At 65.0% G+C, this 14995-nt stretch carries 18 protein-coding genes; 6 read left to right on the forward strand and 12 right to left on the reverse strand.

From position 1 onward, the window contains the following. The coding region (gene folK / locus K678_RS15075; protein ID WP_021133336.1) for a 2-amino-4-hydroxy-6-hydroxymethyldihydropteridine diphosphokinase at positions 1 to 503 on the reverse strand (503 nt) is incomplete at its 3' end. A 1-nt stretch (position 504) separates the two neighbouring features. Further along, positions 505 to 711, reverse strand: coding sequence for a YdcH family protein (locus K678_RS15080; RefSeq protein ID WP_021133337.1), 207 nt, complete (start codon positions 709 to 711; stop codon positions 505 to 507). A 92-nt stretch (positions 712 to 803) separates the two neighbouring features. Here K678_RS15080 and K678_RS15085 point away from each other — a divergent pair, with 92 nt between their 5' ends. Then, on the forward strand, positions 804 to 1895 hold the full coding sequence (locus K678_RS15085) for an ATP-dependent 6-phosphofructokinase (RefSeq protein ID WP_021133338.1): 1092 nt from the start codon (positions 804 to 806) through the stop codon (positions 1893 to 1895). Between the two features lie 84 nt (positions 1896 to 1979). Here the strand turns inward: K678_RS15085 and K678_RS15090 are convergent, their stop codons facing one another. The 6 genes from K678_RS15090 to K678_RS15115 all read right to left on the reverse strand — a co-directional run bounded on the left by K678_RS15090 (position 1980) and on the right by K678_RS15115 (position 5938). Continuing rightward, positions 1980 to 2762: a hypothetical protein gene (locus tag K678_RS15090; protein WP_021133339.1), complete on the reverse strand. Its 783-nt coding sequence runs from the start codon at positions 2760 to 2762 to the stop codon at positions 1980 to 1982. Positions 2763 to 2769: 7 nt separating this feature from the next. Then, positions 2770 to 3012 carry a phosphoribosylformylglycinamidine synthase subunit PurS gene (gene purS, locus K678_RS15095; protein WP_021133340.1) on the reverse strand — a complete coding sequence of 81 codons (243 nt, stop codon included), beginning with the start codon at positions 3010 to 3012 and terminating at the stop codon, positions 2770 to 2772. Positions 3013 to 3094: 82 nt separating this feature from the next. Then, a complete protein-coding gene (gene purC / locus K678_RS15100) occupies positions 3095 to 3859 on the reverse strand; it encodes a phosphoribosylaminoimidazolesuccinocarboxamide synthase (RefSeq protein WP_002726308.1) in 765 nt (254 codons plus the stop codon). Positions 3860 to 4152: 293 nt separating this feature from the next. Further along, a complete protein-coding gene (cobC, locus tag K678_RS15105; RefSeq protein WP_021133341.1) occupies positions 4153 to 4665 on the reverse strand; it encodes an alpha-ribazole phosphatase in 513 nt (170 codons plus the stop codon). Next, positions 4662 to 5423, reverse strand: a complete 762-nt coding sequence (cobS, locus tag K678_RS15110) for an adenosylcobinamide-GDP ribazoletransferase (protein ID WP_021133342.1) — start codon at positions 5421 to 5423, stop codon at positions 4662 to 4664. Before cobS ends, cobC begins: the two co-directional genes overlap by 4 nt. Next, positions 5420 to 5938, reverse strand: coding sequence for a bifunctional adenosylcobinamide kinase/adenosylcobinamide-phosphate guanylyltransferase (locus tag K678_RS15115; RefSeq protein ID WP_021133343.1), 519 nt, complete (start codon positions 5936 to 5938; stop codon positions 5420 to 5422). The genes cobS and K678_RS15115 overlap by 4 nt, the downstream gene beginning before the upstream one ends. Positions 5939 to 6167: 229 nt before the next feature. On the opposite strand from K678_RS15115, the gene bchE reads away from it, so the two are divergent. Next, positions 6168 to 7886 (forward strand): magnesium-protoporphyrin IX monomethyl ester anaerobic oxidative cyclase, encoded by a 1719-nt coding sequence (gene bchE / locus K678_RS15120; RefSeq protein WP_021133344.1) that lies wholly within the window; start codon positions 6168 to 6170, stop codon positions 7884 to 7886. 203 nt (positions 7887 to 8089) lie between these two features. Then, positions 8090 to 9577 (forward strand): cobyric acid synthase, encoded by a 1488-nt coding sequence (locus K678_RS15125; protein WP_231376273.1) that lies wholly within the window; start codon positions 8090 to 8092, stop codon positions 9575 to 9577. A 166-nt stretch (positions 9578 to 9743) separates the two neighbouring features. Here the strand turns inward: K678_RS15125 and rpsI are convergent, their stop codons facing one another. After that, entirely contained in the window at positions 9744 to 10208 is a 465-nt protein-coding gene (gene rpsI, locus K678_RS15130) for a 30S ribosomal protein S9 (RefSeq protein WP_021133346.1), read from the reverse strand. Positions 10209 to 10212: 4 nt separating this feature from the next. Further along, positions 10213 to 10671 carry a 50S ribosomal protein L13 gene (rplM, locus tag K678_RS15135; RefSeq protein ID WP_021133347.1) on the reverse strand — a complete coding sequence of 153 codons (459 nt, stop codon included), beginning with the start codon at positions 10669 to 10671 and terminating at the stop codon, positions 10213 to 10215. A gap of 257 nt (positions 10672 to 10928) precedes the next feature. Here rplM and K678_RS15140 point away from each other — a divergent pair, with 257 nt between their 5' ends. After that, positions 10929 to 11417, forward strand: a complete 489-nt coding sequence (locus K678_RS15140; RefSeq protein WP_021133348.1) for a TspO/MBR family protein — start codon at positions 10929 to 10931, stop codon at positions 11415 to 11417. A gap of 42 nt (positions 11418 to 11459) precedes the next feature. On the opposite strand, the gene K678_RS15145 is transcribed toward K678_RS15140, so the two are convergent. Further along, on the reverse strand, positions 11460 to 12182 hold the full coding sequence (locus K678_RS15145; RefSeq protein ID WP_021133349.1) for a formylglycine-generating enzyme family protein: 723 nt from the start codon (positions 12180 to 12182) through the stop codon (positions 11460 to 11462). A gap of 133 nt (positions 12183 to 12315) precedes the next feature. On the opposite strand from K678_RS15145, the gene serB reads away from it, so the two are divergent. Next, complete coding sequence (serB, locus tag K678_RS15150) at positions 12316 to 13230, forward strand: phosphoserine phosphatase SerB (RefSeq protein ID WP_021133350.1); 915 nt, start codon at positions 12316 to 12318, stop codon at positions 13228 to 13230. A gap of 74 nt (positions 13231 to 13304) precedes the next feature. Next, positions 13305 to 14018 (forward strand): glycosyltransferase family 2 protein, encoded by a 714-nt coding sequence (locus tag K678_RS15155; RefSeq protein WP_021133351.1) that lies wholly within the window; start codon positions 13305 to 13307, stop codon positions 14016 to 14018. A gap of 88 nt (positions 14019 to 14106) precedes the next feature. On the opposite strand, the gene K678_RS15160 is transcribed toward K678_RS15155, so the two are convergent. Further along, the coding region (locus K678_RS15160; protein WP_039853435.1) for a 3-deoxy-7-phosphoheptulonate synthase at positions 14107 to 14995 on the reverse strand (889 nt) is incomplete at its 5' end.

Consider the following 14995-nt stretch of genomic DNA (forward strand, 5'->3'; position numbering starts at 1 on the left):
TTCGGCGCAAGCGATTCCAGCGCCCCCAGGCGCCGAACCGCGTCGCCCTCGGCGGGGAGATCGGCCAGCAGCGCCGAGACATTGTGGCCGCCAACGATCAGGCTGGGGGCGATCTCGGCCAGCGGAGCCAGAACGAACCGCCGTTCGCTCAGCCGTGGGTGGGGGAGGGTCAGTCTTTCGCTATCGATCATTTCGTCGCCCATCGCCAGAATGTCGATATCGATCAGGCGCGGTCCATACCGGACCGAGGCGACCCGTCCCAGGCGGGCCTCGATCTCCTTGATCCGGGTCAGCAGGTCGAGCGGCGCGATCTCGGTCGTTCCCGCCACCGCCATGTTGAGAAAGGCGGGTTGGTCGAGGACATGCATCGGGGCCGTCTCCCACACCGAGGAGCGGTCACCGATCGTGACGATGTCGGCCAAGGCCGCCAAAGCCGCAGTCAAATTGGCGGCCCGGTCGCCAAGATTGGTCCCCAGGCCGAGATGGACGGGACGCAGACTCATGTCAGGCAATGATATCCGGGATCAAGGCGTTTTCCAGTCCGGCAATTTCGTCTTTCAACGCCAGTTTGCGTTTCTTCAGCCGTTGCAGCCGTAACTGATCGAACGGCAAGTCCGCCGCCGCCTGGGCAATCAGCTCGTCGAAACGGCGGTGTTCGGATTTTAATTCGGCAAGCCGTCGCCGCACGTCTTCGAGAATGTCGTCGTTCATGACAGGATGACACCGTTAAAACCAGCCTAGACGGTAGCAGAACTTGGTTGGAAACGGTATGGGTAAGGTCAAGCCTTTAGGGAGCGAGCGGAATGGCGACCAAACGAATTGGCATCCTGACCAGCGGAGGTGATTGCGCCGGTCTCAACGCGGCGTTACGGGCGGTGGTGCATCGTGCGATTCGGAATTACGGCTGGCGTGTTTTCGGGATCCGCGATGGCAGCATGGGCCTGATGGAACGCCCGCTGGATTTTGTCGAGTTCGATCTTTCCCTGGTCACCGGCGATATGCTGCGGCTGGGCGGAACGATACTGGGGACGATCAACAAGGGTGACCCGTTCCATTATCCGATGCCGGACGGAACCTTCCGCGACCGGTCGTCAGAGTTTGTCGAGGGCTATCGCGAACTGGGAATCGAGGCGCTGGTGGTGATCGGCGGCGACGGTTCGATGCGAATCCTCAATCAACTCTGCCGCCAGGGCGGGATCCCGATGGTCGGGATTCCAAAGACGATCGACAATGACGTCGCCCATACCGATTACGCGATCGGTTTTTCCACCGCGCTTGATGTCGCGGGCGAGGCGATCGACCGTCTGGCTCCCACCGCCGCCAGCCATCACCGGGTGATGATCCTGGAAGTGATGGGCCGCGATGTCGGTCACATCGCGATCAATGCCGGTGTCGCGGGCGGTGCCGACGTGATCCTGATCCCCGAACTGCCCTATACGCTGGAAGGGATCGCCAACAAGATCGCCGACGTCCGGGCCGAGGGCCGCAACCACGCCCTGCTGGTGGTGGCCGAGGGCTGCCGCACTGAAACGGGTGAGTCGATCACCAAGATTCAGAGCGGTGGTGAAGCCCGTTACGGCGGCATCGGCCAATATCTGGCGGCGCGGCTGACCGATCTGGTCGATGCCGAAACCCGCGTGACCGTGCTGGGCCATGTCCAGCGCGGCGGGGTGCCGTCGATGCGTGATCGCGTCATCGCGTCGGCCTTTGGCGTCCATGCCGTCGATCTGATCTCGGCCGGACGGTTGGGCCGGGTGGTGGCGTGGCAGCATGGACAGGTGGTCGATGTGCCGATCACCGATGTCGCCAACATCACCCGCGCGGTCGATCCGTTCGGAACCCTGGCCCAGACCGCGCGCGGTCTCGGCATCTATATCGGTGAAATGGCGTCCTGATCCGTTTCGGAGGGTGAGGCGTGGGGCAATCCCCCACGCCTCAAACCATCGGAAACAAGGTGGACTTCCGAACCCGACCCGCTGCTATCGGCAGCGGGACAGCCGGTTCATTTGCTCGACCGTGGCGGTCGCGGCGGCACGGGTGGTGCAGCCGGGGGCCGCCGGGGCGGGGCGGGGCGCGACGACAGGAGCGGGCGGCGGTGCGACCGGATCGGTCGCCGGGGCCGCTGGCGGCGGTTGCAGCGCTTGCGGCTGGGCCGTGGGTGCCGGAGCCGGAGGAATCTGTGCCGCAGGGGGCTGGAGTGCCGGGCTCGGCGCGACCGGAGCGGGCATCTCGGGAGATACCGGAGCTTGCACCACCGGAGCCACAGGCGCGGGCACGACCGGCGCTTGCGCCGCCGGAGCCGGGGCGATCAGCGGAACCGGGCCGCGCGGCGGCGGCGGCGGAATGGGCAGCGGCGGCGGAGCCGGTCGGGCAACCGGCAGCGGCGGCTGGGGTGCCGACGGCTTGGCCGGGGCGGCGACTGGGGACTTGACCGGGGCCGGAGCCGTGGGGGCCACAGGCGGCGGTGTCAGCACGACCGGGGCGGTCTCGGACGGGACACTCGCGGCAGGTGCCGGTTCGGGCGCGGCTTCGACCGGCGGCGGGGCCGGGGGTGTCGGCTCGGGCGGCCTCGGCAAATCGAGCATGGGGTCGGGGCTGGACAGCGGCGGTCCGGCCAGGACATTCAGGAAATCGCCGACAGAGTCGACGACGTCACCGACGATCTTTTCAACGTCGGATGGCGGCGCAGAGCGCTGCTCCCCCGCCAGAACGACGGACGGGAGCAGCAGCAGGCACAGCAGAGAAAGCGCTTTCTGCGCCATGTTCTGTTTAGTCCGCCAGATCGATTGAATAATTCTCGATCACCGTGTTGGCGAGCAGGGCGCGGCACATGTTCTCGACCGATTCGCGGGCCTTGACCGGGTCGGTTTCGGCGATGTCGAGTTCGATCAGCTTGCCCTGACGGACGTCGTCAACGCCGGTAAAGCCGAGCGAGGACAAGGCATGCTGCACGGCCTTACCCTGGGGGTCGAGGACGCCGGTCTTGAGGGTTACGAGGACTTTGGCTTTCACGTCGGGGTCATCCGCTTGCAAGAAACAGGGAGAGAAGGAGGGCAGGGCGCACCGCGTTCGTGCGCGCCCCGCTCGGCTCCGGTCACTGCATGGTCTGGGGACCTTTGAGGTCGCGGGGGCCGCCTTCGGGCAGGATGCCCAGACGACGGGCGACTTCCTGATAGGCTTCCTCGACCCCGCCGAGATCGCGGCGGAAGCGATCCTTGTCCATCTTGTCGCCGGTGTGGATGTCCCACAGACGACAGGAATCCGGGCTGATTTCGTCGGCCAGCACGATCTGCATATCGTCGCCGTTATAGAGGCGGCCGAACTCGATCTTGAAATCGACCAGACGGATGCCGACGCCCAGCAACAGACCGGACAGGAAATCGTTGATCCGCAGCGCCAGGGACATGATCTCGTCGAGATCCTGGGTGTTGGCCCAGCCGAAGGCGGTGATGTGCTCTTCGGACACCATCGGGTCGCCGAGCGCGTCCGACTTGAAATAATACTCGACGATCGAGCGCGGCAGCGGCGTCCCCTCGGTCAGACCGAAGCGGGTCGCCAGCGAACCGGCGGCGACGTTACGGATCACCACTTCGAGCGGAATGATCTCGACTTCGCGGACCAGCTGCTCGCGCATGTTGAGGCGGCGGACGAAGTGGGTGGGAATCCCGATCTCGCCCAAACGCAGCATCAGATATTCGGAAATGCGGTTGTTCAGAACACCCTTGCCGGTGATGGTTCCCCGCTTCTGGTTATTGAAGGCGGTGGCATCGTCCTTGAAGTACTGAACCAGGGTTCCGGGCTCGGGTCCTTCGAACAGGACCTTGGCCTTGCCCTCGTAAATCTGTCTGCGTCTGGCCATGAAAGATATCCGGGTGTGGGTGCGCCCTTGGCGCGTGGCGACGGGGAAGGGATCGGTCAACCTCTCCGTCGATCAATCGAGGCTTGGTATAGCAGGGACCGTTCAGCGAAACAACGCCATGTCGCCCCCATCAGGGTGGGGACGGGTCTTCACTTTCGCAAGGGGTGGCGCGCTACGGAGCAAGCGCCCGGCGACTAAGGGGTTTGGAACCGGAGCGCAAGCGACTGGCGCACTGAGCGCCCGCGCCTCGTGGCGCGAAGCCAAGCCGCCGGAGGCGGCGCCCGGCGAGGGGCTTATACGACCTGGACGCTGCCAAACGGAACGTCGAGGCTGAAGGCCTCGGTCAGGCTCATTCCCCGCGCCGCCGTCAGCAGGGCGCGGATCACCCCGGAATGGGTCACCACCACCGTTTGGGCCGCGTCGGGCCGGGCGGCGATCTCGGCGGTAAAGGCATGGGCGCGGGCGGCCAGTTCGGTAAAGGTCTCGCCGCCGGGCGGGCGGGCGGTGACGAAATCGGCGCACCAGGGGTCAAGCACGTCGCGCGGGATGTCGTCCCAGCGCAGCCCTTCCCACGCGCCGAAATCCATCTCGGCCAGCCGAGGGTCCAGTGTGACCGGCAGGCCCAGTCGCTCCGCCAGCAGGCGGCAGCGGGTCGCCGGGCTGGAGATCAGCCGCCATGGTCCGGGCGGCAGGGCGGCGCGGACGGCGGCAGCCTCGGTCTCGAAACTGTCGGCCAGGGGGAGGTCGAGCCGTCCATAGCACAGCCCGGAGGCCCCGGCGGGGGTGGTGTGACGGACCAGAATCACCGCAGCCCCAGCAGAGTCAGCAGCACGGCGATTTCGGCCAGTTGCTGGGTCGCTCCCAGGCAGTCGCCGGTATAGCCGCCCAAACGGCGCGACAGCCACGCCGCCGCGATTCCCCACACCAAGGCGGCGACGGCAAGGCAGGCGAAAGCGTGGGAGGCGGGCAGGGCCAGCAGGGGAAGGCCGCCCAGCAACAGTGGCAGAGCCAGCCGTCCGCCGCGCAGGCGGCTGGTGACCGGGGCGGCGCGGCTCGGTTCGGTCCGGGCATAGGGCAACACCGCCATCAGTGCAGCGGCGGCGGCGCGTGACAAAGCGGCGGCGGCAATCGGCGCGGTCAGCAGCCAGCCGGGGGGCAGATCGGTCAGGGCCAGCCATTTAAGGCCGAGCAGGACGATCAGCCCGACCACGGCAAAGGCGCCGACGCGGGAATCCTTCATGATTTCGAGGACCCGCGCCCGGTCGGGACCGCCGCCGCCGAACCCGTCGCAGGAATCGGCAAACCCGTCCTCGTGCTGGGCTCCGGTCAGCAGCAGGCCCAGCCCCAGGGCCAGACCGGCGGCAATCGCGGGGGACAGCGCCGATCCGGCCAGGATCAGCACGCCGCCACTGATCGCGCCCAATCCCGCCCCGATCAACGGCCACCATCCGGTGGCGCGCCGCCAATCGTCGGCATCGAGCGGGGTGTGGATCGGCAGGGGGAGACGGGTGAAATAGAGCAGGGCGGCAAGCAGGGCGCGCCCTTCGTTGCGAAGCGCGCTCATTTCAGCCGGAGCGGCAGACCCGCCACCATCAGCCAGGCCTCGGTCGCCGCCGCTCCGGTGCGTTGGCCCAGCCAGCCGCACAGATCGCGAAAGCGGCGCAGGTCGGCATCCATCGGCACCGGGCTCCAGCCGATCTCGTCGGCGACGATCAGGGTCGGCCACGGCGCGGCGCGGGCGGCCTCGATCAGGCGGTCCCACTCGGCCAGGATCGCTGCATCATCCTGGTCAAAGCGGGCGGCGGCCCAGGTCACCACGCTGTCGAGCAGAACACCGGCGGGCGGCGACGGCAGCGCCGCCAAAGCCGCCGGAACGTCGGTGGGGGCTTCCAGGGTCAGCCACTCGGCCGGGCGTTCGGCGCGGTGACGGGCGACGCGGGCGGCCATCTCGGCATCGTCGGGATCGCTGGCGTAACAGGCGATAAAGGCGACGCTTCCGCCCCAGCTTTGGGCGATATCGACGGCGCGGGCGCTCTTGCCGCTACGGACCGGGCCGGTGAGAAAGATCAGATCGCTCATGGTCGGCGAACTCTGGAACGAGGAAGTCGGAAAAGTCCAGTTCAAATTGCGCGGTTTCCCCTCATTTTCTGCGGGTTTGCCGCGAGTGGCTCCGCCCAGCGTTTGGGGTAGTTTGATATTGACAGAAGACGTCCGGACACAGTACGCACCACCCAAGGTGGGATTGTTTCCCGCCTTGTAAGCAGCCCTCGCCGAGGGGGGCGAAGGCACTGTCCCACGGAGGTTGTCAATGCGGATCGTACTGGTCCATCCCAACTACCATTCTGGTGGAGCCGAAATTGCCGGCAAGTGGTCGCCGGCTTGGGTCGCCTACCTGGCTGGCTATCTGAAGGCCAACGGGTACAGCGACATTCGCTTCATCGACGCGATGACCGACGATCTGAGCGAGAAGCAGCTCCGTGCCCAGTTGACCGCCCTGAAGCCCGACGTCGTCGGCTGCACCGCGATCACGCCTTCGATCTACAAGGCCGAGCGCGTCCTGGAGATCGCCAAGGAAATCAATCCGAAGGTCGTCACCGTGCTGGGCGGCATCCACAGCACGTTCATGTACCAGCAGATTCTGATGGAAGCGCCCTGGATCGAAGCGATTATTCGCGGCGAAGGCGAGGCGGTGTTCCTCAATCTGGTGCGGGCGATCGATCAGGGGCAATGGCCGGATTCGCGCGGCCAGATCAAGGGTATCGCCTATATCGACGGCACCAAGGTCATCGCCACCCCGGCCGAACCGCCGATCAAGGATGTCGATTCGATCGTCGCCGATTGGAGCATCCTCGACTGGGACAAGTACAATTACATCCCGCTCGGCACCCGCGTTGCCAGCCCGAACATGGCGCGCGGCTGCCCGTTCACCTGCTCGTTCTGCTCGCAGTGGAAGTTCTGGCGTGACTACCGCGTTCGCGACCCCAAGAAGGTGGTCGATGAAATCGAAACGCTGTATCGCGACCACAAGGTGGGCTTCTTCATCCTTGCCGACGAAGAGCCGACCATCAACAAGAAGAAGTTCATCGAATTCTGCCAGGAGATGATCGACCGCAAGCTGCCGGTGCTGTGGGGTATCAACACCCGCGTGACCGACATCCTGCGTGACGAAGACCTGCTGCCGTTCTATCGCAAGGCCGGTCTGGTCCATATCTCGCTCGGCACCGAGGCGGCGGCTCAGCTCAACCTCGATCTGTTCAACAAGGAAACCACCGTCGCCGAGAACAAGCGGGCGATCGAGCTTCTGCGTAAGAACGGCATCGTCGCCGAGGCCCAGTTCATCGTCGGTCTCGACAACGAGACCCCCGAGACGCTGGAAGAGACCTATCGCATGGCGATGGACTGGCAGCCGGACATGGCCAACTGGTCGATGTTCACGCCGTGGCCGTTCTCCGATCTCTTCCGCGAGATGGGCGACAAGGTCGAAGTGTTCGACTTCGAGAAGTACAACTTCGTCACCCCGATCATGAAGCCCGCCGCGATGGAACGCGCCGAGCTGCTTGACCGCGTGATGGCCAACTATCGCCGCTTCTACATGTACAAGGCGTTCATCGGCTATCCGTTCGCCAAGGGCGATCCGGTCCGTCGCCGCTATCTGTGGGGCTGCCTCAAGGCGTTCTTGAAGAGCGCGTTCGAGCGTAAGTTCTACGATCTCGGCAAGGCCGGGTACTGGGGTCCGCAGTCGAAGAAGAATGTTGATTTCCACTTCGACGAAAGCCGCAAGCGCGGTGCCGACGCGATGGAAGCCTCGGCCGAGTGGAAGAGCATGCCGAAGGCCAAGCAGGATCTGTTCGACGCCGCTCTGGCGGCCCGGGCCTGCGGCGGCAGCACCCAGCAGTTGGACGAGCATGACGAGTTCAACCGTCCGGTTGGTCACGTCGATGTCGACTCGCCCGAAGCTGCGGCGATGATGGCCTGTGGCGGCGGCAAGCAGCAGATGGAAGGCACGACCCAGGTCGCCAAGATCTAACTGGGTGGTGTAGAGGAAAAGAGACCCCGCCGAACTCCGGATATTCCGGAGGGCGGCGGGGTTTCGCTTTTCCGCCCTTCGTTCCCATATTTACGAGACCGCCAGCGGAGAACCCGACCGTGACCGAGTCCCCCGAACCGATTCTTGCCCCCGTCGAATACACCCCCGCGCCGCCCGACCTTCCGCGTCGCGCCCGCGCCCTGATGATCCAGGGAACCGCATCCGACGTCGGCAAAAGCATGGTGGTGGCCGGCCTGTGCCGGGCCTTTACCCGCCGGGGGTTGGTGGTGCGCCCGTTCAAGGCGCAGAACATGAGCAACAATGCCGCCGTCGCCAGCGACAGCGATTTCCCGCCCGGTCCCGATGGAACCGCGCCCAAGGGGGAAATCGGCCGGGCTCAGGCGGTGCAGGCCCGCGCCTGCAAGGCGGCGCCCTCGATCCACATGAACCCGGTACTGTTAAAGCCGCAGACCGATATCGGGTCCCAGGTGGTGCTGCGCGGCCGGGTGCTGGGCAATTGTCCGGCCCGGTTCTATCACAAGATGCGCCACCAACTGATTCCTGCGGTGCTCGACAGCTTCAACCGCTTGGCCGCCGAGGCCGATCTGGTCCTGGTCGAAGGGGCGGGTAGCGGCGCCGAAATCTATCTGCGCGAGTCCGACATCACCAACATGCGCTTTGCCGAAGCTGCCGATCTGCCGGTGGTGTTCCTCAGCGACATCGACCGGGGCGGGCTGATGGCGGCGATCGTCGGCTCCTATGAATTGTTGAGTGAGGGCGACCGCGCCCGCGTCGTCGGCTATCTCATCAACAAGTTCCGCGGCGATTTCTCGCTGTTCGAACCGGCCTGCAAGATCATGACCGAGCGCACCGGCTGGCCGATGCTGGGTATGCTGCGCTGGTTCGACAAGGCCGACCGTCTGCCCGCCGAGGATTCCCTGGCGCTGGAGCGTCCGGCCGAGGCCGGGGGCAAGGGGCTGAAGATCGCGGTGCCGCATCTGTCGCGGATCGCCAATTTCGACGATCTCGACCCGCTGGCGGCCGAACCCGGCGTCACCGTGGTGTGGGTCCATCCCGGCCATCCGATTCCCGCCGATACCGACGTGGTGGTGCTGCCGGGGTCAAAGGCGACCCGGACCGATCTCGCCGTGTTGCGTCGCAATGGCTGGGATATCGACATCCTGGCCCATGTCCGTCATGGCGGCCGCGTCGTCGGCCTGTGCGCCGGGTTCCAGATGCTGGGAACGATGGTGCGCGATCCCGACGGGATTGAAGGCGCGCCGGGCGAGACTCCCGGTCTTGGTCTGCTCGACATTGAGACGGTGATCGGCGGGTCGAAGCGTCTGGTCGATCTCGACGCCACCGATGCGGTCAGCGGCTGTCGCGTCACCGGCTATGAAATGCATATGGGCGTCACCAGCGGGGCCGGGCTGGAGCGGCCGTGGCTTCGTCTTGATCATGGCGACGGCCCCCGCCCCGAAGGCGCGGTGTCGGCCGACGGGCGGGTGATGGGCTCGTATGTCCATGGCCTGTTCGGCTCGGATGCGTTCCGGGGCCATTGGCTGGGGCGGGTCGGGGCCGAGGCCGCCGGACTCGATTTCGAAGCCCGGATCGAAGCGGCGCTGGATGCGCTGGCCGATCATTGCGAGGCCAATCTCGATCTCGATTCGCTGCTGGCTCTCGCCCGGTAGCACGCTCCCTTTTTTCCGATCAATCCACGGTTCGGCCCCTCTTCCCCTTTGTGGGAGGAGGGGCCGTTTCGTTTGGCGATCCTCGTCCCGGGTGGGGCGCGGACAAGAAAAAAGGGCCTGGATTGCTCCAGACCCTTGATCCTTGTGCCTTTTGGGCGAACCGAGATCAGCGCTTGCTGAACTGGGTCGACCGGCGGGCCTTGTGCTTGCCGTACTTCTTACGCTCGACGACGCGGGGATCGCGGGTAAGGAAGCCGCCAGCCTTCAACGCCGGGCGCAGCGCCGGGTCGAAGAAGGTCAGCGCACGGCTGATGCCGTGACGAACCGCACCGGCCTGACCCGACAGGCCGCCACCGGTGACGGTGCAGACCACATCGAACTGGCCTTCGACCTGAGCGGTCTGGAACGGCTGGTTGATGATCATGCGCAGGACCGGGCGGGCGAAATACACCGGAAGCTCGCGTCCGTTGACGGTGATCTTGCCCGATCCGGGCTTCAACCACACACGGGCAATCGCGTTCTTGCGCTTGCCAGTGGCGTAAGCGCGGCCGAAGGAATCGACCTTGCGCTCATGCACGGGAGCGGCCGGGATCGTGGCCTGAAGATCGGCCAAGCTGGAGAGATCGGCCATGGGATTACCTCTTGTTCTTCGGATTCATCGCGCCGACATCCAGCACTTCAGGCTGCTGGGCCTCGTGCGGATGGGTGTCGCCGGCATAGACGCGCAGGTTCTTCATCTGCTGACGGCCGAGCGGACCACGCGTGATCATGCGCTCGACGGCCTTGACGATGACCCGCTCGGGGTAACGTCCGCCGAGAAGCTGACCGATGGTACGGTCCTTGATCCCGCCCGGATGGCCGGTATGCCAATAGAACCGCTTGTTGGCCAGCTTGTTGCCGGTCAGACGGACCTTCTCGGCATTGACGACGACGACGTTGTCGCCCATGTCAACGTTCGGGGTGTAGGTCGGAAGATGCTTACCGCGCAGCCGCATCGAAATGATGCTAGCCAAACGGCCGAGCACGACGCCGTCCGCGTCGATCACAACCCACTTCTTTTCTACTTCGGACGGTTTGGCGTTATAGGTCTTCATGGCACCCACGGCAAAACCAGTTGACGTCACCGTGGCAAACACGGCGTCGAGGGCGCGGAGTATGCCACAGGAGCGAAATGAGTCAATCCATTTCTTTTCGTTATAAATCAATGACTTAGATTTGCGGTATTATAATACCACTCCGAAGAGCCGCGGAAAGTCTGGGGTTTTGGCCCATTCCCGAAGGGGTGCAATTGACTTGTGTCTTGGGCCATGCCACACCATCTTCACGAGAAGCTAGCCGGAGTGTTCTCAAGATGACCCTTACCATTATCGTAGCCTTGCTGTGTGCCGTCGCCATCGCCGGCATCGGCGGAGCCCTGACCGTGATCGGACCGTGGTATCAGGCCTTGCGTAAGCCGAGCTGGCAGCCGCCGGATTGGGCGTTCGGTCCCGCCTGGGCGGTGATCCTGGGCATGGCGGCGTGGGCTGGCGTGCTGGCATGGGAAGCGGCCCCCGACGATGGCGCCCGGATGCTGGTGATCGTGCTGTTTGCCGTCAACGGGGTCTTTCACATCCTGTGGAATCCGCTGTTCTTCCGCTGGCGCCGTCCCGATTGGGCGCTGATCGAAGTCGTGTTCCTGTGGCTGTCGGTGCTGGCTCTGATCGTCGGTATCGCTCCGTTCTCGACCGATGCGGCGTGGTTCCTGGCCCCCTATCTGGCCTGGGTCGCCTTCGCGGCCTATCTCAATCTGGCGGTGGTCCGGCTGAACCGCCCGTTCGGCGTCAGCCACGAAGCGGTGTGAGAGTAACATCCCGTGCGGGCGGGGGCCGGTTCCGGCTCCCGCTTACGGGCGTTCGCACAGAATCCTGATGCCGATATTATAGCTCCACTGGCGAGAATCGTTGCTGGCCCGGGACTCGGCGCGGGACATTTTCGAATAATAATACCACGACCCACCTTTGATCGTCCGGTCACGGCACTGGGATGGGGCCCCTTGCCCTGACGCAGGGTCGGCACAGGTTGCGGTCCATTCCCACACATTGCCGTTCATGTCGAACAGCCCCCATGGGTTGGCGGCAAAGCTGGCGACCGGCCGGGTTCCATAAGGCGGCTTGTCCCCCAGGCAGTCCCGGCAATTGGCCCGGCCCCGGCCGGGGGTATCTCCCCACCAGAAGCCGGTCCTGGTTCCGGCGCGGGCGGCGTATTCCCACTCAACTTCGGTAGGCAGGCGGCAGGCCCGGCCCAGCTTTTCCCCCAGCCAGCCCGCATAGGCGGAGGCATCGTCCCAGGTGACATTGATGACCGGGCGAGCCCCTCGTCCCCAACCGTGATCGTCCTGGCCGCCCCGGCAGGCCAGGTCGGCGACGCAGGCCTGCCACTGATCGAAGGTGATTTCGGTTCGGGTCAGGCTGAACGGGTGGGGGATCAGCGGCGGGGCGGCCGGGACCGTTGCCAGCGCCGGGCAGCGGGGGCAGGGGGCGCGCTTGCCGCTCTCGGCCATTCCCGCCGCTGGAATCAGAGCGAGAGTCAGGGAAATCAGCAGGGCACGCCGGACCGTGATCGGCATCTTTCTCGTCCTTTTGGCCAGTTTCTCGCGGCCGGGATGGATTGTCACGCTGGGAAACCGGCTTCAGGCTTGCCAAGGCGGCTCGCCGCGCAGTAAAGGGTGGCCTTTCTCCCCACCCGCAGGACTCCCCCCGATGGATAACGTGCTGACCCTGATTGCCGGACACGGCTTGGCCGGTCTTGACGGCTCGTTGGTGTCCGAGGTGCGGGGGGCCTTGCGGGCTTTGGGTGCGGAGGTCGGGCAGCCCGATTGGCTCTCGCCCGACCGGGCCTGCGACCTGTGCTTCTCCGGCCTGTCGGCTGGCGATGCCGATGCGATCTCGCTGCGCATTCTCGAAGGGTGGGGCGTTGACGTCGTTGCCCAGCCGATCGTGGGGCGGCGCAAGCGTCTGCTGGTCGCCGACATGGATTCGACGATGGTGACCGGCGAGACCCTGGACGAACTGGCCGATTTCGCCGGGCTGAAGGACCGGATCGCCGGGATCACCGCGCGGGCGATGAATGGCGAAATCGGGTTCGAGGCGGCCTTGCGCGAACGGGTCGGTCTGTTGGCCGGTTTGCCGGAAAAATGCCTGGATGCGACCTGGGAGCGGATCGAGTTCACCCCCGGCGCCCATGCCCTGGTCGCGACGATGAAGGCGCATGGGGCGTTCGCGGTGCTGGTGTCGGGCGGCTTTCGTTTCTTTACCGGGCGGGTGCGCGAGGCGTGCGGCTTTGATCGCGACATCGCCAACGAACTGATCGTTGCCGATCAGCGCCTGACCGGGGAGGTCGGCACCCCGATCATCGGGCGCGAGACCAAGCTGGCCACCCTGATCGCCACCGCCGCCGAACTGGGGATTTCAACCGACCTTGCCGTTGCGGTCGGCGACGGGGCCAACGATCTCGACATGCTGCGCGAGGCCGGGCTGGGGATCGCGTTCCACGCCAAGCCGGTGGTTGCCGCCGAGGCCCGCGCCCGGATCGATCATGGCGATTTGACCGCCCTGCTTTATGCGCAGGGCTATCGAGACGAGGATATCGTGGGCTTGTCTGCCGGTCTCGGTTGACAAAGGGTCGGGTTTTCCGAATAACCAGCATCGGACTCTAGAGTTCCGCTATATTTCACTTAGGAATTTTATCGATGAGCGAGACCCGTCTTTCCGTGGTTATTCCTTGTTATAACGAGGAGAAAACCCTGGAATCCATCGTGGAACGGGTGATGACGGCCGACCGATGTGGTCTGACGCTGGAAATCATCATCGTCGATGACGGGTCCAAGGACCGTTCGGTCGCGGTGATTCGCGATCTGGCCGCCCGCTATTCCGAGATTGTCGCGGTTGAGCATGGGGTCAATCAGGGCAAGGGCGCGGCTCTGCGGACCGGCTTTGCCCGGGCGCGGGGCGATATCGTGCTGGTTCAGGATGCCGATCTGGAATACAGCCCGTGCGATTATCCCAAACTGTTGAAGCCGTTTCTCGACGGTCGCGCCGATGTCGTGTTCGGTTCGCGTTTCAAGGGCGGCGACGAAAGCCGGGTGCTGTATTTCTGGCATTCGATTGCCAACCGGGTGCTGACCCTGGCCTCGAACATGTTCACCGACCTCAACCTCACCGACATGGAGACCTGTTACAAGGCCTTCCGTCGTGAGGTGATCCAGCGGATTTCGCTGGTCGAAAACCGCTTTGGGATCGAACCCGAGATTACCGCCAAGATCGCCCGCCTTGCGCCTCGTCCCCGCATCTATGAAGTCGGGATCAGCTATTCCGGCCGCACCTACGAGGAAGGCAAGAAGATCGGCTGGCGCGATGGCATCCGCGCCCTGTACTGCATCCTGCGCTACAATCTCGCCCGGTAACGCAAGCGGCCCCATTCGGCGCGACGATCGGACACAAAAAAGGCGGTGAAGCGCGAAGGCTTCACCGCCTTTTTCGTTCCGATTGGGATCAGCGCGCCCGGGCGTGGGCGAGAACGCGGGCGGTGGCCCGGTCGTCCTTAAGCTGTTCGGCGATCAGGAAAGCCAGCTCCAGCGCCTGGGTGGCGTTGAGGCGGGGGTCGCAGTGGGTGTGATAGCGGTCGCCCAACCGCGCCTCGGTGATCGCGGTCATACCGCCGACGCATTCGGTGACGTCCTGGCCGGTCATTTCGAAATGGACGCCGCCCGCGTGCGAGCCTTCCGACTTGTGGACGGCGAAGAAGGCGCGGACCTCGGCCAGGATCGAATCGAACAGCCGGGTTTTGAAGCCGGTCGCCGCCTTGACCGTGTTGGCGTGCATCGGATCGCACGACCACACCACCTTGCGGCCCTCGCGCTGGACGGCACGGATCAGGGCGGGCAGCTTGGCTTCGACCTGGGCCGCGCCCATCCGGACGATCAGGGTCAGACGGCCCGGTTCGTTGGCGGGGTCGAGCTGCTCGATCAGGGCGAGCAGATCGTCGGGAGCGATGCTGGGGCCGATCTTGAAGCCGATCGGGTTGCGCACGCCGCGCAGGAACTCGACATGGGCGGCGTCAAGCTGGCGGGTGCGTTCGCCGATCCACAGCATGTGAGCCGAACAATCGTACCATTCGCCCGAAGTCGAATCGACCCGGGTCAGCGCCTCTTCATAGGGCAGCAGCAGCGCTTCGTGCGAGGTGAAGAAGTCGGTCTCGCGGATTTGCGGGGCCGAGTCCGAGGTCAGGCCGCAGGCTTCCATGAAGTCGAGCGTCTCACCCAGACGGGCGCACAAATCCTGATACCGCGCCGCCTGCAAGGTCCCGGCAACGCAATCCAAGGTCCATTGATGCACCGTGTGCAGGTCGGCATAGCCGCCCTGGGCAAAGGCGCGCAGCAGG

The organism is Magnetospirillum fulvum MGU-K5, assembly GCF_000442515.1.
GTDB lineage: Bacteria > Pseudomonadota > Alphaproteobacteria > Rhodospirillales > Magnetospirillaceae > Phaeospirillum > Phaeospirillum fulvum_B.

Bases quoted from the DNA above. Each gene is read 5' to 3' on its own strand.
- K678_RS15140 (WP_021133348.1), top strand. From the start codon at position 10,929: ATGACCCTTACCATTATCGTAGCCTTGCTGTGTGCCGTCGCCATCGCC.
- purC (WP_002726308.1), bottom strand. From the start codon at position 3,859: ATGGCCAGACGCAGACAGATTTACGAGGGCAAGGCCAAGGTCCTGTTC.
- rplM (WP_021133347.1), bottom strand. From the start codon at position 10,671: ATGAAGACCTATAACGCCAAACCGTCCGAAGTAGAAAAGAAGTGGGTT.
- cobS (WP_021133342.1), bottom strand. From the start codon at position 5,423: ATGAGCGCGCTTCGCAACGAAGGGCGCGCCCTGCTTGCCGCCCTGCTC.
- K678_RS15145 (WP_021133349.1), bottom strand. From the start codon at position 12,182: ATGCCGATCACGGTCCGGCGTGCCCTGCTGATTTCCCTGACTCTCGCT.
- K678_RS15125 (WP_231376273.1), top strand. From the start codon at position 8,090: ATGATCCAGGGAACCGCATCCGACGTCGGCAAAAGCATGGTGGTGGCC.
- K678_RS15090 (WP_021133339.1), bottom strand. From the start codon at position 2,762: ATGGCGCAGAAAGCGCTTTCTCTGCTGTGCCTGCTGCTGCTCCCGTCC.
- rpsI (WP_021133346.1), bottom strand. From the start codon at position 10,208: ATGGCCGATCTCTCCAGCTTGGCCGATCTTCAGGCCACGATCCCGGCC.
- K678_RS15085 (WP_021133338.1), top strand. From the start codon at position 804: ATGGCGACCAAACGAATTGGCATCCTGACCAGCGGAGGTGATTGCGCC.
- serB (WP_021133350.1), top strand. From the start codon at position 12,316: ATGGATAACGTGCTGACCCTGATTGCCGGACACGGCTTGGCCGGTCTT.
- K678_RS15080 (WP_021133337.1), bottom strand. From the start codon at position 711: ATGAACGACGACATTCTCGAAGACGTGCGGCGACGGCTTGCCGAATTA.
- K678_RS15115 (WP_021133343.1), bottom strand. From the start codon at position 5,938: ATGAGCGATCTGATCTTTCTCACCGGCCCGGTCCGTAGCGGCAAGAGC.
- K678_RS15155 (WP_021133351.1), top strand. From the start codon at position 13,305: ATGAGCGAGACCCGTCTTTCCGTGGTTATTCCTTGTTATAACGAGGAG.
- bchE (WP_021133344.1), top strand. From the start codon at position 6,168: ATGCGGATCGTACTGGTCCATCCCAACTACCATTCTGGTGGAGCCGAA.